General features: G+C 75.4%; 24 protein-coding genes, 1 tRNA gene, 1 pseudogene and 1 riboswitch. Of the genes and pseudogenes, 15 read left to right on the top strand and 11 right to left on the bottom strand.

Annotation, left to right across the window (positions count from 1 at the left end; genetic code table 11):
* Position 1 precedes the first annotated feature (1 nt).
* The 4 genes from nadD to ACI79Q_RS06585 are packed head-to-tail and all read left to right on the top strand — an operon-like array spanning position 2 to position 2,933.
* Positions 2 to 808, top strand: coding sequence for a nicotinate-nucleotide adenylyltransferase (gene nadD / locus ACI79Q_RS06600; protein ID WP_456614416.1), 807 nt, complete (start codon positions 2 to 4; stop codon positions 806 to 808).
* A complete protein-coding gene (gene rsfS / locus ACI79Q_RS06595; protein WP_456587587.1) occupies positions 805 to 1,236 on the top strand; it encodes a ribosome silencing factor in 432 nt (143 codons plus the stop codon). Before nadD ends, rsfS begins: the two co-directional genes overlap by 4 nt.
* Positions 1,233 to 1,994 carry a histidine phosphatase family protein gene (locus ACI79Q_RS06590; protein ID WP_456587586.1) on the top strand — a complete coding sequence of 254 codons (762 nt, stop codon included), beginning with the start codon at positions 1,233 to 1,235 and terminating at the stop codon, positions 1,992 to 1,994. Before rsfS ends, ACI79Q_RS06590 begins: the two co-directional genes overlap by 4 nt.
* A 54-nt stretch (positions 1,995 to 2,048) precedes the next feature.
* Complete coding sequence (locus ACI79Q_RS06585; protein ID WP_456599111.1) at positions 2,049 to 2,933, top strand: DegV family protein; 885 nt, start codon at positions 2,049 to 2,051, stop codon at positions 2,931 to 2,933.
* A gap of 145 nt (positions 2,934 to 3,078) precedes the next feature.
* Here ACI79Q_RS06585 and ACI79Q_RS06580 read toward each other — a convergent pair whose 3' ends face one another.
* A complete protein-coding gene (locus ACI79Q_RS06580; RefSeq protein ID WP_456587584.1) occupies positions 3,079 to 3,405 on the bottom strand; it encodes a GNAT family N-acetyltransferase in 327 nt (108 codons plus the stop codon).
* 886 nt (positions 3,406 to 4,291) lie between these two features.
* Between ACI79Q_RS06580 and ACI79Q_RS06575 the strand changes: the two genes are divergently transcribed.
* The 4 genes and pseudogenes from ACI79Q_RS06575 (at position 4,292) to ACI79Q_RS06560 (ending at position 8,808) form a co-directional block, all read left to right on the top strand.
* The gene (locus ACI79Q_RS06575; protein WP_456614415.1) at positions 4,292 to 4,729 is read left to right on the top strand and encodes a helix-hairpin-helix domain-containing protein; all 438 of its coding nucleotides are present in this window, start codon (positions 4,292 to 4,294) and stop codon (positions 4,727 to 4,729) included.
* A gap of 65 nt (positions 4,730 to 4,794) precedes the next feature.
* Positions 4,795 to 6,777, top strand: a pseudogene (locus ACI79Q_RS06570) (ComEC/Rec2 family competence protein); the annotation flags it as partial.
* On the top strand, positions 6,758 to 8,158 hold the full coding sequence (holA, locus tag ACI79Q_RS06565) for a DNA polymerase III subunit delta (RefSeq protein WP_456614484.1): 1,401 nt from the start codon (positions 6,758 to 6,760) through the stop codon (positions 8,156 to 8,158). The pseudogene ACI79Q_RS06570 and the gene holA, both read left to right, overlap by 20 nt.
* A gap of 62 nt (positions 8,159 to 8,220) precedes the next feature.
* Positions 8,221 to 8,808, top strand: a complete 588-nt coding sequence (locus ACI79Q_RS06560; RefSeq protein WP_456612704.1) for an RDD family protein — start codon at positions 8,221 to 8,223, stop codon at positions 8,806 to 8,808.
* Here the strand turns inward: ACI79Q_RS06560 and ACI79Q_RS06555 are convergent.
* Together ACI79Q_RS06555 and rpsT are read right to left on the bottom strand one after the other, a co-directional pair.
* Complete coding sequence (locus tag ACI79Q_RS06555; protein ID WP_456612705.1) at positions 8,695 to 9,459, bottom strand: RBBP9/YdeN family alpha/beta hydrolase; 765 nt, start codon at positions 9,457 to 9,459, stop codon at positions 8,695 to 8,697. The two genes, ACI79Q_RS06560 and ACI79Q_RS06555, sit on opposite strands and share 114 nt — an antisense overlap.
* A gap of 119 nt (positions 9,460 to 9,578) precedes the next feature.
* Positions 9,579 to 9,839: a 30S ribosomal protein S20 gene (gene rpsT, locus ACI79Q_RS06550; RefSeq protein ID WP_236826314.1), complete on the bottom strand. Its 261-nt coding sequence runs from the start codon at positions 9,837 to 9,839 to the stop codon at positions 9,579 to 9,581.
* 214 nt (positions 9,840 to 10,053) lie between these two features.
* Between rpsT and lepA the strand changes: the two genes are divergently transcribed.
* The 4 genes from lepA (at position 10,054) to ACI79Q_RS06530 (ending at position 15,048) form a co-directional block, all read left to right on the top strand.
* Positions 10,054 to 11,904, top strand: coding sequence for a translation elongation factor 4 (gene lepA, locus ACI79Q_RS06545; RefSeq protein ID WP_456587579.1), 1,851 nt, complete (start codon positions 10,054 to 10,056; stop codon positions 11,902 to 11,904).
* 23 nt (positions 11,905 to 11,927) lie between these two features.
* A complete protein-coding gene (locus tag ACI79Q_RS06540; protein WP_456612706.1) occupies positions 11,928 to 12,557 on the top strand; it encodes an MOSC domain-containing protein in 630 nt (209 codons plus the stop codon).
* A gap of 63 nt (positions 12,558 to 12,620) precedes the next feature.
* Positions 12,621 to 13,325: an LppX_LprAFG lipoprotein gene (locus ACI79Q_RS06535; RefSeq protein ID WP_456614414.1), complete on the top strand. Its 705-nt coding sequence runs from the start codon at positions 12,621 to 12,623 to the stop codon at positions 13,323 to 13,325.
* A 64-nt stretch (positions 13,326 to 13,389) separates the two neighbouring features.
* Positions 13,390 to 15,048 carry an MFS transporter gene (locus tag ACI79Q_RS06530; protein WP_456614413.1) on the top strand — a complete coding sequence of 553 codons (1,659 nt, stop codon included), beginning with the start codon at positions 13,390 to 13,392 and terminating at the stop codon, positions 15,046 to 15,048.
* Here the strand turns inward: ACI79Q_RS06530 and ACI79Q_RS06525 are convergent.
* On the bottom strand, positions 15,026 to 15,562 hold the full coding sequence (locus ACI79Q_RS06525) for a Clp protease N-terminal domain-containing protein (protein WP_456612709.1): 537 nt from the start codon (positions 15,560 to 15,562) through the stop codon (positions 15,026 to 15,028). The two genes, ACI79Q_RS06530 and ACI79Q_RS06525, sit on opposite strands and share 23 nt — an antisense overlap.
* A 2-nt stretch (positions 15,563 to 15,564) precedes the next feature.
* Positions 15,565 to 15,798 carry a helix-turn-helix transcriptional regulator gene (locus tag ACI79Q_RS06520; protein WP_456598403.1) on the bottom strand — a complete coding sequence of 78 codons (234 nt, stop codon included), beginning with the start codon at positions 15,796 to 15,798 and terminating at the stop codon, positions 15,565 to 15,567.
* A gap of 63 nt (positions 15,799 to 15,861) precedes the next feature.
* Positions 15,862 to 15,926: riboswitch (guanidine-III (ykkC-III) riboswitch) on the top strand.
* Positions 15,927 to 15,937: 11 nt separating this feature from the next.
* On the opposite strand from ACI79Q_RS06520, the gene ACI79Q_RS06515 reads away from it, so the two are divergent.
* Entirely contained in the window at positions 15,938 to 16,252 is a 315-nt protein-coding gene (locus tag ACI79Q_RS06515) for a DMT family transporter (protein WP_456612710.1), read from the top strand.
* A gap of 6 nt (positions 16,253 to 16,258) precedes the next feature.
* On the opposite strand, the gene ACI79Q_RS06510 is transcribed toward ACI79Q_RS06515, so the two are convergent.
* Genes ACI79Q_RS06510 through ACI79Q_RS06500 form a run of 3 tightly spaced genes read right to left on the bottom strand, consistent with a single transcriptional unit; the run spans position 16,259 to position 18,127 of the window.
* The gene (locus ACI79Q_RS06510; protein ID WP_456612711.1) at positions 16,259 to 16,567 is read right to left on the bottom strand and encodes a hypothetical protein; all 309 of its coding nucleotides are present in this window, start codon (positions 16,565 to 16,567) and stop codon (positions 16,259 to 16,261) included.
* Between the two features lie 11 nt (positions 16,568 to 16,578).
* A complete protein-coding gene (locus ACI79Q_RS06505) occupies positions 16,579 to 17,544 on the bottom strand; it encodes a zinc-binding dehydrogenase (protein WP_456598401.1) in 966 nt (321 codons plus the stop codon).
* Positions 17,545 to 17,554: 10 nt separating this feature from the next.
* Positions 17,555 to 18,127 (bottom strand): TetR/AcrR family transcriptional regulator, encoded by a 573-nt coding sequence (locus ACI79Q_RS06500; protein ID WP_456599113.1) that lies wholly within the window; start codon positions 18,125 to 18,127, stop codon positions 17,555 to 17,557.
* Positions 18,128 to 18,188: 61 nt separating this feature from the next.
* On the opposite strand from ACI79Q_RS06500, the gene ACI79Q_RS06495 reads away from it, so the two are divergent.
* Complete coding sequence (locus ACI79Q_RS06495; protein WP_456614412.1) at positions 18,189 to 19,178, top strand: DMT family transporter; 990 nt, start codon at positions 18,189 to 18,191, stop codon at positions 19,176 to 19,178.
* A gap of 61 nt (positions 19,179 to 19,239) precedes the next feature.
* Here the strand turns inward: ACI79Q_RS06495 and ACI79Q_RS06490 are convergent, their stop codons facing one another.
* From ACI79Q_RS06490 to ACI79Q_RS06480, 3 genes are all read right to left on the bottom strand, one after another.
* Positions 19,240 to 19,827 carry a hypothetical protein gene (locus ACI79Q_RS06490; protein ID WP_456587568.1) on the bottom strand — a complete coding sequence of 196 codons (588 nt, stop codon included), beginning with the start codon at positions 19,825 to 19,827 and terminating at the stop codon, positions 19,240 to 19,242.
* Positions 19,828 to 20,152: 325 nt separating this feature from the next.
* Positions 20,153 to 21,160 carry a selenide, water dikinase SelD gene (gene selD / locus ACI79Q_RS06485; RefSeq protein ID WP_456599115.1) on the bottom strand — a complete coding sequence of 336 codons (1,008 nt, stop codon included), beginning with the start codon at positions 21,158 to 21,160 and terminating at the stop codon, positions 20,153 to 20,155.
* 10 nt (positions 21,161 to 21,170) lie between these two features.
* Positions 21,171 to 21,746: a helix-turn-helix transcriptional regulator gene (locus ACI79Q_RS06480; RefSeq protein ID WP_456614411.1), complete on the bottom strand. Its 576-nt coding sequence runs from the start codon at positions 21,744 to 21,746 to the stop codon at positions 21,171 to 21,173.
* A 50-nt stretch (positions 21,747 to 21,796) separates the two neighbouring features.
* Here ACI79Q_RS06480 and ACI79Q_RS06475 point away from each other — a divergent pair.
* A tRNA-OTHER gene (locus tag ACI79Q_RS06475) sits at positions 21,797 to 21,892 on the top strand.
* The last annotated feature ends 24 nt before the right edge of the window (positions 21,893 to 21,916 follow it).

Below are 21,916 nucleotides of genomic sequence, written 5' to 3'. Positions count from 1 at the left end.
GGTGGGGTGCGCGGGCCGGTCTTCGCGGCGCGGGGTCGGCACCCCCGGATACGCTCGGCCGGTGGCGGGACGACGAGTTGGTGTGATGGGTGGGACCTTCGATCCCATCCACCACGGGCACCTGGTCGCCGCCAGCGAGGTCGCCGGGCTGTTCGGGCTCGACGAGGTGGTGTTCGTGCCCACCGGTGAGCCGTGGCAGAAGAGCGACCAGGTGGTGAGCCCGGCCGAGGACCGGTACCTCATGACCGTGATCGCGACGGCGTCGAACCCGCGGTTCTCCGTGAGCCGGGTCGACATCGACCGGGGCGGGCCCACCTACACCTTCGACACGCTCACCGACCTGCAGGCCCAGCGTCCGGGGGCCGAGTTGTTCTTCATCACCGGCGCCGACGCCCTGGCCCAGATCATGACCTGGCGCGACGGTGCCCGGTGCTTCGAGCTGGCGCACTTCATCGGGGTCACGCGCCCCGGGTACACGCTGGCCGACAGCCACCTGCCCGAGGGCGGGGTCAGCCTGGTGGAGATCCCCGCGCTTGCCATCAGCTCGAGCGACTGCCGCGACCGGGTGGGCCGCGGCATGCCCGTCTGGTACCTCGTGCCCGACGGCGTGGTCCAGTACATCGAGAAGCGCGGCCTCTACCGCGAGCCCGCGCGGCGCCCTGCCCCCGGGCAGGCCCGCGACGGGCGCCCGGCGGGTGACCGCCCCACCTACGACCGCCCACCCCCGACCGGGCCCGGGAACACCACCGGCCCCGACGGTGCTCGCACCCCACCCACGACGTCCCACCTCCAGGAGGTGCCCGAATGACCGCCTCGCCCGAGGCCCGGGAGACCGCGCTGCTCGCCGCCCAGGCCGCCGCGGACAAGCTGGCCACCGACGTCACCATCGTCGACGTCAGCGAGCGGCTCGCCATCACCGACGCCTTCGTCCTCGCGTCCGCACCCAACGAGCGGCAGGTCCAGGCCATCGTCGACGAGGTCGAGGAGCGGCTGCGGGAGCACGGCGTGAAGCCGGTGCGCCGCGAGGGCGTGGCCGAGGCGCGCTGGGTGCTGCTGGACTTCATCGACGTCGTGGTGCACGTCCAGCACGCCGAGGAGCGGGCCTACTACGCCCTCGAGCGCCTCTGGAAGGACTGCCCGTCCATCCCCTTCACCGACGCGGCCGACCCCGGGTCCGCCCCGGGCGCCCCGGCGGACGCCGGCTCCCCGTCGGTCGCGGAGACGGCCGGCCAGTGACCTCCCCGGCCGTGCCCGAGCTGCCGGTGACCCGGCTGGTGGTCTGGCGGCACGGGCGCACCGGGTGGAACGCGGCCGGACGGTTCCAGGGGCAGCTCGACCCACCGCTCGACGAGGTCGGGCGGGCGCAGGCGGTCCACGCCGCACCGCACCTCGTGGCCTCGGCCGGGCTGACGCCCCGGTCGACGGCGGTGGTCGCCAGCGACCTCGGCCGCGCCGCGGACACCGCGCGGGCACTCACCTCGCTGCTGGACGTGCCGCTGCGGCTGGACCCGAGGTTCCGCGAGCACGGGATGGGCGCGTGGGAAGGCCTCACCCGCGAGGAGGTGGCCGACCGGTACCCCGAGCAGTACGCGGACTGGCTGGCCGGGCGGCCGGTGCGGGGCCGCGGTGGGGAGGAGGCCCCGGCGGTCGTCTCGCGGGTGGTCGCAGGGCTCGCCGACCTGCCACCGGCGGACGTGGCCGTGGTGGTGACCCACGGGGGCACGAGCGGCCGGCTGATCGAGGCGCTGCTGGAGCTCGGGCCGGACCACCGGCGCGTGTTCGGGCCGCTGGACAACTGCGGGTGGAGCGAGCTGGCCCGGCAGAGCGGCCGGTGGCGGCTGCTCCGGCACAACGCGTCGGCCGGTCCGCTGCTGGAGGGGCTCGCCGCGCCCGCGGCGGACCGGCTCCGCGCGGATCCCGAACAGGGGGCTCCCGGAGCGGCCGGTGACCGGCCGGACCCGGGCCCGGCCCAGGACGCCGACGCCGTCGGCTGACCGGCCCGAGCACCACGCTCCGTACGGCGCGCGGTCGGCAGCTAGCCTCGCCGGGTGCCCGTCGCCGTCCTCACCGATTCGACGGCCTACCTGCCCCGCCCGCTCGCCGACGAGTACGGCGTCCGGGTCGTCCCGCTCTACGTCGTCCTCGCCGGCCGCTCGGGGCGAGAGGGCGAGGACATCAGCGCCGAGGACGTGGCGAAGGCGCTCTCCACCCGCGGCCAGCGGGTGTCCACGTCGCGGCCCACGCCCGGGGACTTCGTCGCCGCCTACCGCGCCGCGCTGGACGCGGGGGCCGACCGGCTGGTCTCGGTCCACCTGTCCGCGGAGCTCTCCGGCACCTGGGACGCCGCCCGCGTCGCCGCGTCGCAGGTGGGGGAGCACATCGTCTCCGTCGTCGACTCCCGCTCGGCGGCGATGGGCACCGGGTTCGCCGTCCTGGCGGCCGCCCGCGCAGCGGCCTGCGGGGCCGACGGCGCCACGGTGGCGCAGGTCGCCCGGGACGCCGCCGCCCGCACCCGCACGCTGTTCGTCGTCGACACGCTGGAGCACCTGCGCCGGGGCGGGCGGATCGGCTCCGCGGCCGCGGTCCTGGGCTCGGCGCTGGCCGTCAAGCCGGTGCTGCACGTGGTCGACGGCCGGGTCGTGCCGCTGGAGAAGGTACGGACCTCGGCGCGCGCGCTCGCCCGCCTGGTCCAGCACGTCGTCGAGCACGCCGGCGACCGGGAGGTCTCCCTCGCCGTGCACCACCTCGCCGCCGCCGAGCGGGCCGACCGGCTGGTCACCGAGCTGCGGGCCCGCGTCCCCCGGGTGCAGGAGCTGCACGTGAGCGAGCTCGGTGCCGCCATCGGCGCGCACGTCGGCCCGGGAGCCGTCGGCGTGGTCGTGTCCCGGCATGCCGGGGAGCCTCTGGACGTGGGGGACCAGCCCCCGCGGTGAGCGGCAGGGCTCACCGGACGGCGTGCCGGGCGGCAGTCCCACGGCCCGTCCGCCGCTCCGCAGAGCGGTCGCTGTCCATACGGCCCATGACCGCCCGGCCGTCGACGCCCTCGGCACCGGCTCCCGGCCGGCGAGGGCTCCGCGGTCACCGTGCTGCGGCGTCGGCCTCCGGGGTGACCGTGGTGCGCGAGTGGTAGACCAGGTCGCCGTACTCCGCCCGGTGGCGCCCGATCCAGGCGCCCACGAACGGGCACAACGGCAGAACCGCAAGGCCCTGGCTGCGCACGTCGTCCAGCGCCTGGCGCACCAGGTCCGAGGCGACGCCCTGACCCTCGTGACCGGGCAGCACCTCCGTGTGCGTGAACACCACGAGCTGTGCCGTCCGGATGTACTCCGCGATCGCGGCCAGCTCCCCGTTGATCCGCCCCTCGTACCGGTGCTGCCCGGTGTCGTCGGTCACCTCGACCCGCATCTGTCCTCCGCTCCTGGATGTCCCAGCGCAGTCTCCGGCGTGCGGAGGCCTCCGCCAAGGCCCCTGGGTGGCCCTGGTGCTCCCCCTTTCCGCTGCCGCGGCGCAGCCACTGGCGCACACCGGAGGCGGGCCCTACCTTCTGACCGCGTGAGCAGCGGCCCCAGGGCAAGTTCCTGCGGGCACGGGGGCAACCAGCGGACGCTGCCGATGAGCACCCTGCCGCTGGTCGTCACCGCCGCCACCTTCGCCGCAGCCGGCCCGCACGCCCATTCCCTCTCGGGTCTGCCTGGACGCCGCGCAGCGTGAGGAACTGCTCCTGACGGCGGCCCAGTCGCCGTCAGGAGCTGCAGGCCACGCCCCCCCCGAACCTCCCCCGGCCCCCCCGAGCCGGCGTCCGCGCGGGCCCCCGCGCCGGCCACACCCCCCGCAGCCCACCCCACCCGGCGTCCGGTCTACCGGGTTGGGGGGGCCCGCGCCCTATCGTATCCGGGGTGGGCCTGCTTGCCCGCCGTGACGACGACGCCGACGTCATCCGTGCCCGGCTGCGCGCCGTCCTGGCCGAGCCGCGCCCCGCCGCCGACGGCTGGGTCCCCGAGGACGACGACCCGCCCTGGCCGGCGGACGACCGGATCACCGTGCCGGTCGACGTCGCGGGGCGCCCGGACCCACCCGCCGGTGTGGGGCGGCACCGGGCACCCGGCACGACGCCCCGCTGGGACGCCGGCCGCGCCGGTGGGCGCGCCGTGTGGGCCGCCGCGGTGGTGGCGGTCCTGCTCCTGCTGGTCTGGACGTGGTCCCAGCGGCCCCGGGTGGAGCCAGCGGCGGCGCCGCTGCCCTCGCCCACCGCGCCGGCCACCCCCGCAGCCGGCGAGCCCCCGGTGGGGAGGTGGCCGAGACCGCCGGCACCGTGGTCGTCTCCGTGGTGGGGCAGGTGGCGCGGCCGGGTCTGGTCACGCTCACCGCGGGCGCCCGGGTCGCCGACGCGGTCGAGGCGGCCGGCGGGCTCCTGCCCGAGGCCGACCCGGCCTCGGTGAACCTGGCCGCGCTCCTCTCCGACGGGCAGCAGGTCGCCGTGGGTGTGCCCGGTGCGGGCGCGGAGGGGCCGCCCGCGGGCGGCCCCCCGGGCGGCGGGGGCCGCGTCGACCTGAACACCGCCGGGGTGGCGGAGCTGGACGCGCTGCCGGGCATCGGCCCGGTCCTCGCCCAGCGCATCGTCGAGCACCGCACCCGCAGCGGCGGTTTCCGCAGCGTCGAGGAGCTCGACGACGTGCCGGGCATCGGCCCGGCGAAGGCGGCCGAGCTCGCCGAGCTGGTGTCGGTGTGAGCGCGGCGCTCGACCGCTGGCGCTTCCTCGACCTGCGGCTCTGGCCGCTCGCCGGCGCGGTCTGGATGGTGACGCTGGGGGCGCCGCTGGTGCGGTGGCCGGTGCTGGCCGCCCTGGGTGGGGCCGCGCTCGGTGCGGCGGTCCTCCTCGCGCGTGCCCGCGGTCCCGCGGCGAGCGTCGCCCTCGTCGTCCTGGCCGGCCTCGCGGTGGCCTCCGGCGCCGGCGCGGTGCGCGGCGCGGCGCGCGAGGCGTCCCCGCTGCGCGCAGCCGCCGCGGAGGGCGGGACCGCGCAGGTGACCGTGACCGTGCGGACCGATCCCCGGGCGCTGGCGGGCGGCGGCGGTGCGTCGCGCGTCCTCCTCGAGGCGGACGTCACGGTGCTCGCCGACGGCGGCGCGGTTCACCGGCTGGAGGAGGCCGTCCTCGTCTTCGCACCCGCCGACGGCTGGTCCGGGCTCCTGCCCGGGCAGCAGCTCCGGGTGCGCGCCGGGCTGGCACTCCCCGGAGGGGGCGACGACGTGGTGGCGGTGCTGTCGGCCCGCGGTCCGCCGGAGCCGGTCGGCGGCCCCGGGGCCGTCCAGCGCGTGGCGGGCGAGCTGCGGCACGCCCTGGCCGCCGCCGCGGACCGCGTGCTGGACGACCGGGCCGGCGGGTTGCTGCCGGGGCTGGTGGTGGGTGACACCAGCCGGATGGACCCGGTGCTGGACGAGGAGTTCCAGCAGGCCGGGCTGGCGCACCTGACCGCCGTCTCCGGGGCCAACGTGGCGATCGTGATCGCCGGCATCCTCCGGCCGCTGCGGCGCCGGGCCGTCGACCGCCGGATCCAGGCGCTGGTGGGCGGGCTGGCGCTCGTCGGTTTCGTCGTGCTGGCCCGGCCGAGCGCCAGCGTGCTCCGGGCCGCCGCCATGGGCGCGGTCACCCTGCTCGCACTCGCCTCCGGGCGGTCGCGGGCCGCGCTGCCGGCGCTCGGTGCCGCGGTGACCGTGCTGCTCCTGGTCCAGCCGGGGCTGGCGCGGGACGCCGGTTTCACGCTGTCCGTCGCGGCCACCGCGGCCATCGTGCTCCTGGCCCCGCCGTGGGCGCGCCGGCTGCGCGGGCACGGCTGGCCCGGGTGGCCGGCCGACGCCGTGGCGGTGAGCGTCGCCGCCGGGCTGGCGACCGCTCCGGTGATCGCCGGGCTCACCGGCACGGTCAGCCTGGTCTCGGTGCCGGCCAACCTCCTGGCGGCCCCGGCCGTGCCGCCGGCGACCGTCCTCGGGTTGCTGGCCGCGCCCCTCGGGGTGCCCTGGCCCTGGGCCGGCGACGCTCTGGTCTGGCTCGCCGGGTGGCCGGTGCGCTGGATCGTGCTCGTGGCGGAGCGGGCGGCGGCCGCGCCGGACGCCGTCGCCGGCTGGCCGGCCGGGACGGTGGGGGCGCTGCTGCTCACCGGCCTCCTGCTGACCCTGGGGTACCTGCTGTGGCGGTTCCCCCGGGCGCGGCTGCTCGCGCTCGCGGCTCTCGTCGGGGTGGTCGCGGTGGGCTGGCCGCTGCGCCAGCAGCTGGACGGCTGGCCGCCGGCCGGAGCGCTGCTGGTGGCCTGCGACGTGGGGCAGGGCGACGGCCTGGTGCTCCCCGTGGGCGACGGCCGGGGGATCCTGGTCGATGCCGGCCCGGACGTCGCCCCGATCGACCGCTGCCTCGACCGCCTCGGGATCGACCACCTGCCCCTCGTGCTGCTCTCTCACCTGGACGCCGACCACGTGGGCGGCCTCGCCGGCGCCCTGGGCGATCGCACGGTGGGCGTCGTCGCGAGCGGCACCCTCTCGCCGGCCGACGACCGGGCCTCGGGCATCGACGCCCTGGTGCGGCGCGCCGGCGGCACCCGCGAGCTCCTCGTGCCGGGCGACCGCCGCAGCGTTGCCGGGGTCGAGATCGAGGTGCTCGCGCCCGATCCGCGCCGGGCCACCGCGGCGGCCGATCCCAACGGGCTGTCGCTCGTCGTCCGGGTCACCGCCGCGGGGGTGCGCCTGCTCCTCACCGGCGACATCGGTGCCGACGAGGAGGCCGCGCTGCTGCGCGACGGCACGGATCTCCGCGCCGACGTGCTCAAGGTGCCCCACCACGGCAGCGGCGACGCCGACCCGGCGTTCCTCGCCGCCACCGGGGCGCGAGCCGCGCTCATCTCGGTGGCGGCGGACAACACCTACGGGCACCCCGCTCCGCGGCTGCTGGGGTGGCTGGCCGACGCCGGCACGCGGGTGCACCGCACCGACCGGGACGGCGACCTCGCGGTGGTCGGCCGGGCCGGGAACTGGGGGATCGCCGCCCGGGGCGCGGACCCCGGCGGCCAGGCGGCGGCAGGCGGACCCGGAGCCATCGACGCCCCGGTCCCGGGCTCCCGGGCGGCCACCGCGGAGCGTCGGTCCCGCGTGGCACCATGCGGAGGTGCCTGCCGCCCCCGTCGAGCCCACGTCGCACCTGCGCGTGGTGATCGGCGAGGAGGAGCTGCTGCGCTCCCGCGCCGTCGGGGCCGTGCGCCGGGCGATCCTCGCCCGCCACCCCGACGCCGAGGTGCACGAACTGGCGGCCATGGGGCTGCCGGTGGGGGAGCTGGCCGACGTGCTGGCGCCGTCGCTGTTCGGCGGGCACCGGCTCGTCGTCGTCACCGGGGTGCAGGAGTCGGCCGGCGCGCTGGCCGATGCCCTGGCCGGCTACGCGAAGGAACCGGACCCGGACCTGACGCTGGTGATCGTGCACTCCGGTGGCAAGCGGAACGAGGCCCTGGTCAAGGCGTTCAAGGCCGCCGGTGCGGCGGTCGACGAGTGCCCCAAGGTCTCCTCCGTCGGCGACCGCATCGCGTTCGCGCGCAACGAGGTGCGCCGGCTCGGCGGCCGGATCACCCCCGATGCGGTCACCGCACTGGTCGACGCCGTGGGCGCCGACCTGCGCGCGCTCTCGGCGGCCGCCGGTCAGCTGGTCTCCGACTTCGGCGGCAGCATCGATGCCGACGACGTCGCCCGGTTCCACCGCGGGCAGGCCGAGGTCACCGGGTTCACCGTGGCCGAGCGCGTGCTGACCGGTGACCGGGCGGGCTCGATCGAGATGCTGCGCTGGGCGCTCGAGCGCGGGGTCGCCCACGTGCTGATCGCCGACGCCATCGCCGACGGCGTGCGCACCGCGGCCCGGGTGGCCTCGCTGAGCTCCAGCAACCCCGGCGACCTCGCCCGCACGCTGAAGATGCCGCCCTGGAAGGTCAAGAAGGCGCAGGCGCAGGCGCGCGGCTGGAGCATCGAGGGCCTCCAGCTGGCCCTCGGCGTGGCCGCCGACCTCAACGCCGACGTCAAGGGTGTCGCGGCCAGCGCGGACTACGCCCTCGAGCGGGCCATCCGCCGCATCGTCACCATCCGGGCGGAGACGGGTCGGGGCCGACCGGCCCGCACCGGCCGCTGAGCCCAGCGCCGAGGCGGGCGCGTCGAGACCGCTCCGGAGGACGAACCGCTAGCTTGTCGCCCATGGAACCCGACGGTCCCGGAACGTGGTCGGCTGTCGCGCGCTGGAGGGCGGCCGGGTGGGACTACGTCGTCATCCTCGGGTGGCTCGCCGTGCTCGCGGCGGTGGCGGCGGGGGCGCGACTGTCGGGTCTCGTCCCGGAGGGAGGTCAGCGCGACCCGGTCGACCTGGTGATCGCCGACCTGGGCGTCTTCGCGGCCACCGTGCTGCCCGTGTGGCTGTACTTCACGCTCCGCGAAGCCGGTGCCCGGCATGCCGGTCCGGGCAAGGAGCGCGCCGGCCTGCGGGTGGCGGTCGACGACACGACGCCGCAGGCCGACCTGCCCGCGGAACCGGTCGGCCCCGGCATCGGGCGAGCGGCCTGGCGGAATGCGGTGAAGTGGCTGCCCTGGCAGCTGGCGCACCTCGCCGTCGCACGAGCCATCCTCGGCAGCGACGAGTGGGTGGTCATGGGCGTCAGCTACGCCTTGTCGCTGCTATTGCCGCTGCTCAGCCTCGGCATGGCCTGGCGCGATCCGCGGAGGCGGGCGCTGCACGACCGCCTCGCCCGCACGGTCGTCGTCCCGGCAGCTCTCGTGCCGCGCATCTGAGGCCGCGCGACCTCCACCTCCCGGCCGGGGCGGGCCGTGACCGGCCCGACGCGGCGGATCAGCGCGGGCCAGGCGGGTCGACGGGTCGCGGCACCACGCCTCGACGGCGGGCCAGCGGCCGTACCCGGCCTCCGGGTCGAGGTGCCCCTGACCCGGCAGCAGGTCGACGTCGACACCGAGCGCTCGGTACACGGGCACCGCACCGCCGCCGGGCCAGTACGGGTCGTCGTCGCTCGCCACCAGGCGCACCGAGCCGGCCCCACGGCTCAGCTGGTGCGCATCAGGGCCGAAGGCGGCGAAGGCGGCCACCTCCGGGTACCCGGCCAGCACCTCGGGCGCCGGCGGGGCGACCAGCAGCACCCGGTCCACGCGCTCCGCCGGCGTCAGCAGGGACGCCGCGTGCTGCCACAGCGGCACGGCGAGGGAGTGCGCCACGACGACGCGTTCGCCGGCGCCCAGCTGGGCCAGCTCGGCGCGCAGCAGCTCGGTCCAGGTGCCGACCACCGGCCGGTCCGGGTCCGGGAACTGGGGATAGAGGACCTGCTCGCCGGCGGCGCGCAGCGACTCCACGAGCTGCCACTGCCAGTGGTGCGCGGGCCGGCGGTTCTGCCACCCGTGCAGGACGAGGAAGCGGCGTCCGGGGGAGGTCACGGGCAGTCCTTGAGGGCGGTAGGAGGGTGCTGCGGCAGCAGGGAACGCGACGAGCCCCCGTCCCCGCGAGGGGAGGGGGCTCGTCGTCGAGCGTGCGCGTCCGGGTGGACGCGGGCCGATCAGAGACCGGCGGTGAGCTTCGCCAGACCCGACTTGCGGTTGGCGGCCTGGTTCTTGTGGATGACGCCCTTGCTGGCGGCCTTGTCCAGCTGCTTGGCAGCGGCCTGGTAGGCGGCGGTCGCGGCCGCGGCGTCCCCGGACTCGGCGGCGGTGCGCACCCGCCGGACGGCCGTCTTCAGGGCGGACTTGACGGCAACGTTGCGCTGACGCGCCTTCTCGTTGGTCTTGATCCGCTTCATCTGGGACTTGATGTTCGCCACGCGTGAGCCTCGGTGTCTCGACAGGAGGGAGTACTTCTGACAATGGTGCTGAAGATCTGCGTCCGGGCATGCGCCACAGGACCGGCCTGCAAAGATACCAGCGTCCGGCCGGCCACCCCAACCCGCCGTCCGGCGACCTCCCGCACACCCCGCGCGAGCCCCTCGCCGCGCCGGGCTAGGGCCTCGGGCCGGGACGTGGGACGATGGCGGCACTGTGACGACTCCTGCTGCCACCGATCCGGCCCGCATCCGGAACTTCTGCATCATCGCCCACATCGACCACGGCAAGTCGACGCTGGCCGACCGGATGCTCGAGGTCACCGGGATCATCGAGGCCCGGCAGATGCGCGCCCAGTACCTCGACCGCATGGACATCGAGCGCGAGCGCGGCATCACCATCAAGGCGCAGAACGTCCGCCTGCCGTGGACCCAGCGCTCCGGTGAGCACGCCGGCGGTGAGTTCGTCCTCGACATGATCGACACCCCCGGGCACGTCGACTTCACCTACGAGGTGTCCCGGTCGCTGGCCGCCTGCGAAGGCGCGGTGCTGCTGGTGGACGCGGCGCAGGGGATCGAGGCGCAGACGCTGGCGAACCTCTACCTGGCGCTGGAGAACGACCTCACGATCATCCCGGTGCTCAACAAGATCGACCTGCCGGCCGCCCAGCCGGAGAAGTACGCCGCGGAGATCGCGCACATCATCGGCTGCGACCCCGACGACGTCCTCCGCGTCAGCGGCAAGACCGGCGAGGGCGTGCCCGAGCTGCTCGACCGCATCGTCGAGGAGATCCCCGCGCCCACCGGCGTCGCCGAGGGGCCGGCGCGGGCGATGATCTTCGACTCGGTCTACGACATCTACCGCGGCGTCATCACCTACGTGCGCGTGGTCGACGGGCGCATCTCCGCCCGCGAGAAGATCAAGATGATGTCGACCGGCGCGACCCACGAGCTGCTCGAGATCGGCGTCATCTCGCCCGAGCCCAAGCCCGTGGACTCCCTCGGCGTCGGCGAGGTCGGCTACTTCATCACCGGCGTGAAGGACGTCCGCCAGTCCCGCGTCGGCGACACCGTGACGCTGGCGAACAAGCCGGCGGCGGAGTCCATCGGCGGGTACCGCGACCCGCGCCCGATGGTCTACTCCGGCCTCTACCCGATCGACGGCAGCGAGTACCCGCTGCTGCGCGAGGCGCTGGACAAGCTGCTGCTCAACGACGCGGCGCTGGTCTACGAGCCGGAGACGTCGGCGGCGCTCGGGTTCGGCTTCCGCGTCGGTTTCCTGGGGCTGCTGCACCTGGAGATCGTCCGCGAGCGGCTGGAGCGCGAGGCCGGCATCAGCCTGATCTCCACCGCCCCGAACGTCGTCTACCGGGTGATCATGGAGGACGGCACCGAGCACACGGTGACCAACCCCAGCGACTGGCCCGAGGGCAAGATCGACCGCGTCTACGAGCCGATCGTCAACGCCACGGTCATCGCGCCCAGCGACTACACCGGCGCGATCATGGAGCTCTGCCAGGGTCGGCGCGGCCAGCTCGGCGGCATGGACTACCTCAGCGAGTCCCGCGTCGAGCTGCGGTACACCCTGCCGCTGGGGGAGATCATCTTCGACTTCTTCGACGCGCTGAAGTCCCGCACCCGCGGCTACGCCTCGCTCGACTACCAGGAGGCCGGCGAGCAGGAGTCCGCGCTGGTGAAGGTGGACATCCTGCTGCAGGGCGAGGCGGTCGACGCGTTCAGCGCGATCGTGCACAAGGACAAGGCCTACAGCTACGGCGTGATGATGGCCGGCAAGCTGCGCGAGCTCATCCCGCGGCAGCAGTTCGAGGTGCCGATCCAGGCCGCGGTCGGCTCCCGGGTGATCGCCCGCGAGACGGTCCGCGCCATCCGCAAGGACGTCCTCGCCAAGTGCTACGGCGGTGACATCACCCGCAAGCGGAAGCTGCTGGAGAAGCAGAAGGAGGGCAAGAAGCGGATGAAGATGGTCGGCCGCGTCGAGGTCCCCCAGGAGGCGTTCGTCGCCGCGCTCTCCACCAACGAGTCGACCGCCTCCGCCAAGCCCAAGTGACCGGGCGGGTCGACGCCGTCTGCGTGTCCGGGACCGACCTCCTCCCGCTGCCCGGTCGTCGGCCCGACCGCAGCGGGATCGCCAAGCGGCCGGTGCTCGGTCGGGTGGCCGTCGGGGAGCGGGGGCTGGACGGCGACGTCCAGGTCAACCGGAAGTACCACGGTGGGGACGGCCAGCAGCTCTACGCCTACGCCCAGGAGGACGCCGACTTCTGGACCGCGGAACTCGCCCGCGAGCTGCCGCCGGGCATGTTCGGCGAGAACCTGCGGACGACGGGGCTCGCCCTCACCGACGCCGTCCTCGGCGAGCGCTGGCGGGTCGGGACGACGCTGCTCGAGGTGACCGCGCCCCGGATCCCGTGCGCCAACTTCGCCCGCTTCTGGGACGAGCCGCAGCTGGTCAAGCGGTTCACCGCGCACGGGGCGCCGGGCGCCTATTTGCGGGTGCTCGAGACCGGGGACGTCGGTGCCGGCGACGCCGTCGAGCTCGTGTTCCGACCCGACCACGAGGTGACCGTCGGACTGGCCTTCCGGGCGTTGACGACCCAGAAGTACCGGATCGCCGAGCTGGAGCCGGCGCTGCCCCATCTGCCCGACAGGGTCCGCGCGAAGGTTGCTGGCAAGGTCGCCAGGCGGGTCACGCCCATCCTCTAGTCGTGACGGCGCGCTAGTGTCCGCCGCGACGGCGGGGGAGCCCTGCCGCGACGGGAGGACGTCATGCTGCTGCGCCGATCCGGCGTGCCGCTGCTCGCGCTGGTGATCGTCGTCGGCCCGGTGCTCGCCGCCTGCGGGTCCGACGAGCCCGAGGTGTCGGCGGACGGCCTGCTCGAGCGGGCCAAGCAGACGCTGGACGAGGCGGAGAGCGCGCACTTCGACCTGGCCAGCGAGGGTGCCCCGACCACCGGGACGGTGCTGGTCGGCGGCGAGGGCGACATCGCCCGCCCGGCCTCCTTCGACGGCACGCTCCAGGTGCTGGCGCTGGGCTCCACGCTGGACCTGCAGGTGGTCTCCGTCGACGGGACCGTGTACGCGCAGCTGCCGTTCACCAGCGGGTTCAGCGTGATCGACCCCGCCCAGTTCGGTTTCGGCGACCCCGGCGCGCTGCTCGACCCCGAGACCGGCATCTCCCAGTTGCTGGTCCAGGCGGGGGCGGCCGAGCTGGGGGAGGAGCGGCGGGTGGACGGCGAGGTCGTCCGCGAGGTGACCGCCGAGCTGCCCGGCGACCTGGTGGAGCAGGTGCTCGCCAGCGAGGACCCGTCCCAGCCGGTGCAGGCCCGGTTCTCGATCGCCACCGACAGCGGTGAGCTGCGCCGGGCGGAGCTGACCGGCCCCTTCTTCGAAGCCGGCACCGACGCCACCTACCTCCTCGAGCTCAGCGACTTCGGGGCCGATGTCGAGATCACCGCGCCGGCCACCGGCTGAGGCTGCGGTCGCCCCGTCCCGGCCGGTCCCGGGGCCGGCCGCGATCGCCCTCGCCACCCTCGCCGTGCTGGTCACGGCCGCCGACACCTACGTCGTCGTCCTGGCGCTGCCCGACATCCTCACCGGGGTCGGGGTCGGGCTGGACGAGCTGCAGCGGGCGACCCCCATCGTCGGGGGCTTCCTGCTCGGCTACACCGCCACGCTGCCGCTGCTCGGCCGGCTGGCGGACCTCCGCGGGCGGGCGCCCGTGCTCATCGGCTGCCTGCTGCTGTTCGCGCTGGGCTCGCTGCTGACGGCGACGGCGGAGACGCTGGGCCCGGCCGTGGCCGGTCGCGGCCTGCAGGGCATCGGGGCCGGCGGCCTGGTGCCGGCCACGCTCGCGCTGGTCGCCGACCGGTGGCCGCCCGAGCGCCGGGCGGTCCCGCTCGGCATCGTGGGCGCGGTCCAGGAGGCGGGCGCCGTCCTGGGGCCGTTGGCGGGGGCCGCCGTGCTGGCCGTCGCCGACTGGCGGGCGATCTTCTGGCTCAACCTGCTCCTGGGTGTGGGTCTGGCCGCCGGCGTCGTCGTGACCGGCCGGGTGCGGCGACCGGATCCGATCGGGGTGGCGCTGGCCGTCGTCGCCGCCACCGCCCTGGGGCTGCTGCTCGCCGAGCCCTCCGCGCTCGCCGAGGACATCACCCTCGGGCTGCTCTACGTCCCCCTGGCCGACGGGTGGGGGTGGACGGCGCCGCTGCTGCTGCTCACCGTGCTGGCCACCGGCGCCCTGGTGGCGCGCGGTATCGCCCGGCCCGCCGGTGCGGTGCTGCCGCTGCGCGGGCTGGGCCGGCTGGCCCGGGAGGTCGACGTCGTCGGCTCGGCGCTGGCCGTGGTGTCGCTGGGCGCACTGGTCTGGGCCTTCGCCGCCGCCGACCCGGCCCGCGAGGTCGTGGCGCACGGCCGGCTGCTGCTGCCGGTGGCCGCGGTCGCCGGCCTGCTGTTCGTGCTGCACGAGCGGCGGGCGCCCGAGCCGGTGCTGCCGTTGGCCGCGCTGCGCCCGGTCGGTGCCTGGGGCGCGCTGGTGGTCAACGTCTTCGTGGGCGCCGCGCTGGTCGCCGCGCTCGTCGACGTCCCGCTGTTCGCCCGGGCCACGACCGCGCCCGGGAACCAGCTGGCGGCGGCGCTGGTGTTGCTGCGGCTGCTGGTCGCCGTGCCGGTGGGGGCGGTGGCCGGGGGCTGGCTGTGCCGGGTGGTGCCGCCGCGTGCCGTCGCCGGTGCCGGGATGGCGCTGACCGCGGCGGCGTTCGCCGCGATGATCGGGTGGGACGAGCGGTCGCTGGACGGTGTCGGCTCCACCGTCGTGCTGGTCGCCGCGGGCCTCGGGTTCGGCCTCGCCATCGCGCCGGTGAACGCGGTCCTGCTGGCGGTCACCCCGCCCCGGGTGCACGGCAGCGCGAGCTCGCTGGCGGTCGTCGCGCGCACCGTCGGCATGCTGGCCGGGCTGTCGCTGCTCACCGCCGTCGCCCTGCGCCGCTTCACCGCCGAAGTGGCGGCGATCGGCACCCCCATGGAGCTGTGCCCTGCCACCCCCGCCGACTGTGCCGCCTACGACGCCGCCACGGAGGCGGCGGTGCTCACGCAGCTGCACACGGTCTTCGCCGGCGCGGCGATCGCGTCCGCGCTGGCCGCGGTGGCGGCGCTGGTCCTGCTCCGCGGAGGGCCGGTCAGGAGTCCAGCCCGAGCCTGAGGTCGTCGCGGAGGGCCGGGAGGTCGACGCCGCGGTCGTGCAGCACCTTCATCGCCAGCCCCTCGCCCTCCCGGACCAGGCCGAGCGCGATGTGCCCGTCGGTGATGCTGCGCGACCTCATGGCCAGCGCCTCCCGCAGGGACAGTTCGAGCACCTTCTTCGCCCGGGGCGTGAAGGGGATGTGCCCGGCCTTCGGCGGCTTGCGTCCCGGGTCGTCCAGGGCGCCGGGGCCGAAGGTCGCCTCCACGCTGCTCCGAACGGCGTCCAGGTCGATGCCCACGCTCGTGAGAGCGTCGGCGTCGAGCTCGTCCCCGCCGGTGAGCCGGACGACGTCCGCGGTGACCACCTCGGTGGAGAGGCCATGACGGGCGAGGACCGCGGCCGTCGGCGTCCGCTGGGCCAGCAGGGCCAGCAGCAGGTGCTCGGTGCCGATCCGCGGTGAGCGGAGGGTGCGGGCGTGGTGCTGGGCGCCGGTGACGACGTCCCGGGCGTCCTGCGTGAACCTCTCGAACATCCTCAGTCCCTCCGTCGGAGCGGCCCGCGGCCGCGTGAGTACTTCTTGTGCACCGCCTGCCGGCTGACGCCGAGCTGCTGGGCGATCTGCTCCCAGGTCCAGCCCTGGTCGCGGGCGTTGTCGACCTGGAGCGCCTCCAGCCGTTCGACGAGGACGCGCAGCGACCGGACCGCCGTGAGCCCCACCGCCGGGTCCTTGCTGCTGGCTGCCGAAGCCACCTGTGCCGTGTCCGCCATGGCTGTCAACTTAAGTTGCGTACCGCCGCCGTGTCAACTGTCGTTGACACGTGCGAGGCTGGAGGGGAGCCGCTCCCCGGCTCCCGGACGAGCGGTGCCGTACCCGGTGTGCGACAAGACGGCGCCAGAGGAGGCCGCGATGTCGTGGGTGGTGCTGGTCGTGTCCGGGATGCTGGAAGCCGTCTGGGCGGCGGCGCTCGACCGCTCGCACGGCTTCACCCGACTGGTGCCCTCGGTGGTGTTCGGCGTCGCCCTGGTCGCGAGCATGGGTGGGCTGGCCTACGCCATGCGCGAGCTCCCGCTGGGCACGGCCTACGCGGTGTGGGTGGGCATCGGCGCCGTCCTCACGGTCGCCTACGCGATGGTGACCGGCGTCGAGCCGGTGTCACTGGTGCGGATCCTGCTGCTGGCGGGCATTGTCGGCTGCGTGATCGGGCTCAAGGTCGTGCACTGACCCCGGTCAGCCGCCGGGGGTGACCTCGAAGTGCGTGACCGTCTCCTCGCGCTCCACCAGGTAGCGGTCGTCCTCGGGATAGAAGACGGCCCGCTCGATGTCTTCGCCGGCGAAGCCGCGGATGACGTCCCGGTCGGTCCAGAAGCTGAGCGTGACCACCTCGGTGTGACCGTCGCCCAGATCGCGGGTGAGCATGTGCGCGCCCCGGTTCCCCGGGGTCTGCCGGTACTCGGCCATGCCGGTGCCCTCGATGTAGTCGACGTAGGCGTCGCGGTCCGCGGTGCGGACCCGACCGCGCCACATGCGAGCGATCACCGGTGGCCCCTTCAGAGCGTGAAGACGATCTTCCCGTTGGTGCGCCCCTCGAGCATCCGGGCGAAGCCGTCCCGGGCCTGTGCCAGGGGCAGCTCGACGTCGATCTGCGGCCGGATGCCGGTGACGGCGCACATCTGGATGAGCGCCTCCAGCTCGGCCTTCGTGCCCATGGTCGAGCCGATGACCGACAGCTGGGTGAAGAAGACCCGGTTCAGCTCGGCGCCGGGGTTGAACCCGGTGGTCGCGCCGGAGGTGACGAGCACGCCGCCGGGCTTCAGCGACTTGATGCTGTGGCTCCAGGTGGCCTCGCCGACGGTCTCCATGACGCCGTCGACCCGCTCGGGCAGCCGGGCGCCGCTCTCGAACGCCTGCTCGGCGCCGAGCGCGAGGGCTGCGGCCCGCTTCTCCTCACTGCGGCCGGTCACCCAGATCCGGTAGCCGGCGGCGCGGCCGAGCACGATGAGCGCCGTCGCCACGCCGCCGCTGGCGCCCTGCACGAGCACCGTCTGCCCCGGGCGCAGGCCGGACTTCACGAACAGCATCCGGTAGGCGGTCAGCCATGCGGTGGGCAGGCAGGCGGCCTCGGCGAAGGAGAGCTCAGCGGGCTTGGGCAGCAGGTTCCGCTTCGGGACGGCGACCTTCTCCGCCATCGAGCCCTGGTGCACCTCCGACAGCAGCGAGCGCTTCGGGTCGAGGGTCTCGTCGCCCATCCAGTCAGGGGTGGAGATGACCCCGTGGACGACGACCTCGTTGCCGTCGGCGTCGATGCCGGCGGCGTCGGTGCCGAGGATCATCGGCATCCGCTCGGCGGGCAGGCCGATGCCCTGGAGGCTGAACAGGTCGTGGTGGTTCAGCGAGACCGCCTTGACCTGGATGGTCGTCCAGCCGTCGGGAGCCTCCGGCTCGGGGCGCTCGCCGATCTCCAGCACGGAGAGCGGGTCCTTCGGGTTCGGGGTGGAGACGAAGGCAGCCAGCATGGCCGCGAACCTAACCGACCAGGCGCGCGGCTGCCTCACGTGCCGTCGTCAGCGCCTCGGGGTCGTCGCCCGCGGTGGAGGCGACGAGCGCGCCCTCGTAGAGCAGGTGGAGCGTCGCCGCGATCGCCTCCGGGTGCGCGATCCCGGCCTCGGTGGCGAGTTGGGTGAACCGTCGCCGCATCCACTCCTTCTCGGCGCGGATTACCGGGAGCGCGGGGTGGTCCGTGCCGCCGATCTCGGCGTAGGCGTTCACGAACGCGCAGCCCCGCTGCTGCTCCTCCCGCCACCGGCGCGCCGCGTCGAAGACGGCGAGGACCCGGTCGCTGCCCGGGGCGCGTGCCGCGATCTCGGCCTCGAGGAGTTGCTGCCACGTCCAGGCCCGGCGCTCCAGGTACAGGGCGACCAGCGCGTCCTTCGAGCCGAACCGGTCGTAGAGGGTCTTCTTGGTGGTGCCCGCAGCCTCCGCGATGGCGTCGACCCCGACGGCCCGGATGCCGTGGGCGTAGAAGAGTCGCGAGGCGGCGTCGAGCAGCCGCTCTGCGGCTGGGGTCAGGCTGGTCGGTGCTGCGATCACGTCGGACATGTCCCGCTCCTCTCGATCGGTGCACTGCGAGTATACCGACCGGTGTGGTTACCTCGGCCGGGTGAGGGATCGCCGTACCGACGCCGTGGCCGCGGGCGTCCTCGTCGTGTGCTGGTCGTCCGGCTTCGTCGGCGCGGAGTTCGCCACCCGGGACGCTCCGGTCGCGACGGTGCTCGCCTGGCGCACCGGGCTCGCGGCGGCTCTCCTCGGCGGCTGGGTGCTGCTGCAGGGCGAGCGCCTGCGGCCCGGCTCCCTGCTGCGCCAGGCCTGCCTCGGCCTCCTCGTGCAGGCGGTCTACCTGGGTGGCGTCTTCGCCGCCGCGGGCGCGGGCGTCCCGGCCGGCACGTCGGCGCTGGTCACGGCGCTCCAGCCGCTGGTCGTCGCCGTCGTCGCGGCACCCTTGCTGGGGGAGCGGACAACGGCGCGCCAGCGGGTGGGGCTGCTCGTCGGTGCGGGCGGCGTCGCGCTCGTGGTCGTGGGCGATCTCGGTGCGGGCGGCGCCTCGCCCGTGGCCTTCCTGCTCCCGGTCGTGGCCCTGGCCGGTCTCTCCGCCGGCACGCTGCTGGAGCGGCGGTGGGCACCGGCGGAGTCGCTGGCCGTCGCGCTCGCCCTGCAGTCCGCCGTGGCGGCGCTGGTCTTCGGTGCGGTGGCCGGCGCGCGAGGGGAGCTCTCCCCGCCGGCCGAGCCGGCGTTCTGGGTGGCGATGGCCTGGCTGGTCCTGCTCTCCACCGTGGGGGGTTACGGCAGCTACCTGTTCGTGGTGCGCCGGTCGGGCGCCACGACTGCCAGCACGCTGCTGTACCTGACGCCGCCGGCGACCGCGCTGTGGGCGTGGGCGATGTTCGGGCAGCCCCCCGGCCCGACGGCGCTGCCCGGCATCCTCGTCTGCGCGGTCGGTGTGGCGCTCGTGCTGCGCAGCGCCCGGGCGGTTCCCCGCGAGCGACCGGACGACGAGCTCCCCACGCGAGGCGCACTCGTCCGACCGGCGGGCCGCGGGCGCCTCCCCGCCCGGCAGCGGACCCCGGGGGATCCGGGCGTCGACCCGCAGTAGGGCCGACGTCCCGGATGCCTCGGCAGACCGGTCCGGGCGTTCGACCAGCTGCCCCGAGGACTCAGCCGCAGACGATCCGCTGCTGGCGCAGGTCGTTCTCGGCGGGGTCGAGGTTGACCAACCGGCCCACGGCCACGTCGCGCACGACCAGTCGGGCGCCCCCGGCGACCCGGGCGGCGCGGACGTCGAGGTACTCGGTGCACTCCCCACGCTGGAAGACGTGCTGCTCCACCGGCCCGGTCCCGCGCCAGGCCACGTCCACGACGGCGTAGCCCTGCCGGTCCGGCAGTCCGACGGGGGAGGAGCAGTCGACCTGGAGGACGCCGCTGGCGACCGCGGAGCGCACCCCGTCCAGCCGTGCCCGCACCCGGTCCTCGGTGGTGCACTCGTAGAGGACGCCCTCCCCGCCGCCGGGCAACGGGCCGGCGACGAAGAAGTCGGTCACGCCGAACGGCTCCTCGTCCGGCGGGTCGAACACCTGGGGGGCGCTGTGCAGCGTCCACCCGGTCCGCGCGTCCACGCCGTCGAGCCCCGTGGTGGCGAACCCGATCCGCTCCTCGGTGGCCGCGGCCGCCCCGGTCGCCGTCCCCCCGGACACGAGCGCCAGCAGCACGACGGCGAGAGCCCGCCGGACCGTCCTCGTCCTCATCGCGACCTCCTCGGTGCCGGACCACGGGACCTCCGGGTCCGTCGCGGCGGCAGCGTGGCAGCGGCGTGCGCCGGTGGGCCAGGGCATCCCACGCGTGGGGAGCGGGTGACCGGCGTGTCCCCGGCAACATGCCGGGCCGGCGGCGGACGGCCGCTCCCGGGGCTGTCAGCGGACGATGGCTCTGGTCCGCTTGCGCGCCCCAGTCCGCTCCTCGCTCGTTCCTCGCTGCGATGCTCCTGGGGCTGTCAGCGGACGATGGCTCTGGTCCGCTTGCGCGCCCCAGTCCGCTCCTCGCTCGTTCCTCGCTGCGATGCTCCTGGGGCTGTCAGCGGACGATGACCACGTGCTCCTGGCGCGGCACGAACTCGCCGATCACCGGGGAGCCGGCGACCTCGCCGCCGAGCAGGAGCCCGCCGGAGGTCTGGGCGTCGGCGAGCAGCAGCGCCTCGTCCTCGCCGACCGCGGAGAGGTCGGCGTGCGGGCGCACCCAGTCCAGGTTGCGCCGGGTGCCGCCGGAGACGAACCCCGCCGCCAGCGCCTCACGCGCGCCGGCCAGGTAGGGGACGGCGGCGGCGTCGACGACGGCGGTGACCCCGCTGGCCCGCGCCATCTTGTAGAGGTGCCCGAGCAGGCCGAACCCGGTGACGTCGGTGCCCGCGCGGATGCCGGCGGCCACTGCGGCCCGGCCGGCGTCGCGGTTGAGCGCGGTCATCGAGGCGACCGCCTCCTCCGACACCTCGCCCGTGGCCTTCATCCGGCTGTTGAGCACGCCCACGCCGAGCGGCTTGGTGAGGCTCAGCGGTGTGCCGGCGACCGCGCCGGCGTTGGTGATGATCCGGTCGACGTCGACCACGCCGGTGACCGCCATCCCGTATTTCGGCTCCGGGTCGTCGATGGAGTGGCCGCCGCCGACGTGGCAGCCCGCCTCCTGCGCCACCTCCAGCCCGCCCCGCAGCACCTCCGTCGCCAGCTCGGCGGGCAGCACGTCGCGCGGCCAGCCGAGCAGGTTGACCGCCACGACGGGCGTGCCACCCATGGCGTAGACGTCGGAGAGCGCGTTCGCGGCGGCGATCCGGCCGAAGGTGTACGCGTCGTCCACGACGGGGGTGAAGAAGTCGGTGGTCAGCACCAGCCCTTGCCCGCCGGCGAGGCGCACGACGGCCGCGTCGTCGCCGTCGTCCAGGCCGACGACGAGCTCGGCCGCCGGGTCGACCGGCCCCTGCGCGGTGAGCCCGGCGACGACGGCCTCGAGCTCCCCGGGCGGGATCTTGCAGGCGCACCCCCCGCCGTGGGCGTACTGGGTGAGCCGGATGCGCGCGGGTGCGGTGGTCACACCCCCGAATCTAGGCCCGCCCGCCGGGCAGTACCCGCAGCCGGGGTGGCTCGGGCGGGGTGCGGGGGAGCTTCCGCCCGGCCGGGTGCCCGGCGGACGGTGGCCCCCCGATCCCGGCCAGTTCACGACGTGGTGCCGCCTCGTCGGTGACCTCGGCGCCGCCGATGCGGTCCTCCCGGAACCAGCGCAGCGCCTGGCGCTCGCGGCACCAGGCCACCAGGAATCGGTGCGCCCCGGTGTGGACCAGCAGCTGCGGCTCCACGGCCCGCTCCGACCAGCGGTTCTGGCCGTCGCAGTAGTGCAGCACCACGACGCGCCGCTCGGCCAGCCCACGCTCCAGACGCCGCCGCACCTCGGCGTCCCGTGCGGCCTCGGCGGCCAGCCAGCGGCTGCTCGCCAGCAGCCGCGCCCGCTGGGCCGGATCGGGCTCCAGCGCCGTCAACACCTTCTCCAGCGCCGTCTGCCCCGCCTCGGCATAGGGCCCCGCGGCCGGGGCGGCCAGCGCGGCGGCGACGGCGGCGGCCTCCTCGGGCGTGAGGGTGACCGGCGGCAGCGTGGCCGGGGTGCGGGGCTCGGTGCGGTTCACGCTGCCGATGCTGGCAGCGACCACCGACAGTTCCACGTAGGCTGCCGGGCGGAGGCGTCAGGGTGTCTGGTGGCCCCCGCGGCCTCTAAAGCCGACGTGGCCGAGCATCTCGGCCAGGCGGGTTCGATTCCCGTCCGCCTCCGCCAGCTCCCGCCCCGCACCTACGCTGC

It is taken from the genome of Blastococcus sp. SYSU DS0828 (genome assembly GCF_054050975.1).
Note: the sequence above shows the minus strand (reverse complement) of the source record. Positions and strands in the feature narration are given on the sequence as shown.

Coding starts and splice junctions, on each gene's coding strand:
- ACI79Q_RS06515 (WP_456612710.1), top strand. CDS start 15,938: ATGTCGTGGGTGGTGCTGGTCGTGTCCGGGATGCTGGAAGCCGTCTGG.
- ACI79Q_RS06580 (WP_456587584.1), bottom strand. CDS start 3,405: ATGCGGGTCGAGGTGACCGACGACACCGGGCAGCACCGGTACGAGGGG.
- rsfS (WP_456587587.1), top strand. CDS start 805: ATGACCGCCTCGCCCGAGGCCCGGGAGACCGCGCTGCTCGCCGCCCAG.
- ACI79Q_RS06505 (WP_456598401.1), bottom strand. CDS start 17,544: ATGCTGGCTGCCTTCGTCTCCACCCCGAACCCGAAGGACCCGCTCTCC.
- ACI79Q_RS06520 (WP_456598403.1), bottom strand. CDS start 15,798: ATGGCGGACACGGCACAGGTGGCTTCGGCAGCCAGCAGCAAGGACCCG.
- ACI79Q_RS06500 (WP_456599113.1), bottom strand. CDS start 18,127: ATGTCCGACGTGATCGCAGCACCGACCAGCCTGACCCCAGCCGCAGAG.
- ACI79Q_RS06560 (WP_456612704.1), top strand. CDS start 8,221: ATGGAACCCGACGGTCCCGGAACGTGGTCGGCTGTCGCGCGCTGGAGG.
- ACI79Q_RS06525 (WP_456612709.1), bottom strand. CDS start 15,562: ATGTTCGAGAGGTTCACGCAGGACGCCCGGGACGTCGTCACCGGCGCC.
- ACI79Q_RS06490 (WP_456587568.1), bottom strand. CDS start 19,827: ATGAGGACGAGGACGGTCCGGCGGGCTCTCGCCGTCGTGCTGCTGGCG.
- ACI79Q_RS06535 (WP_456614414.1), top strand. CDS start 12,621: ATGCTGCTGCGCCGATCCGGCGTGCCGCTGCTCGCGCTGGTGATCGTC.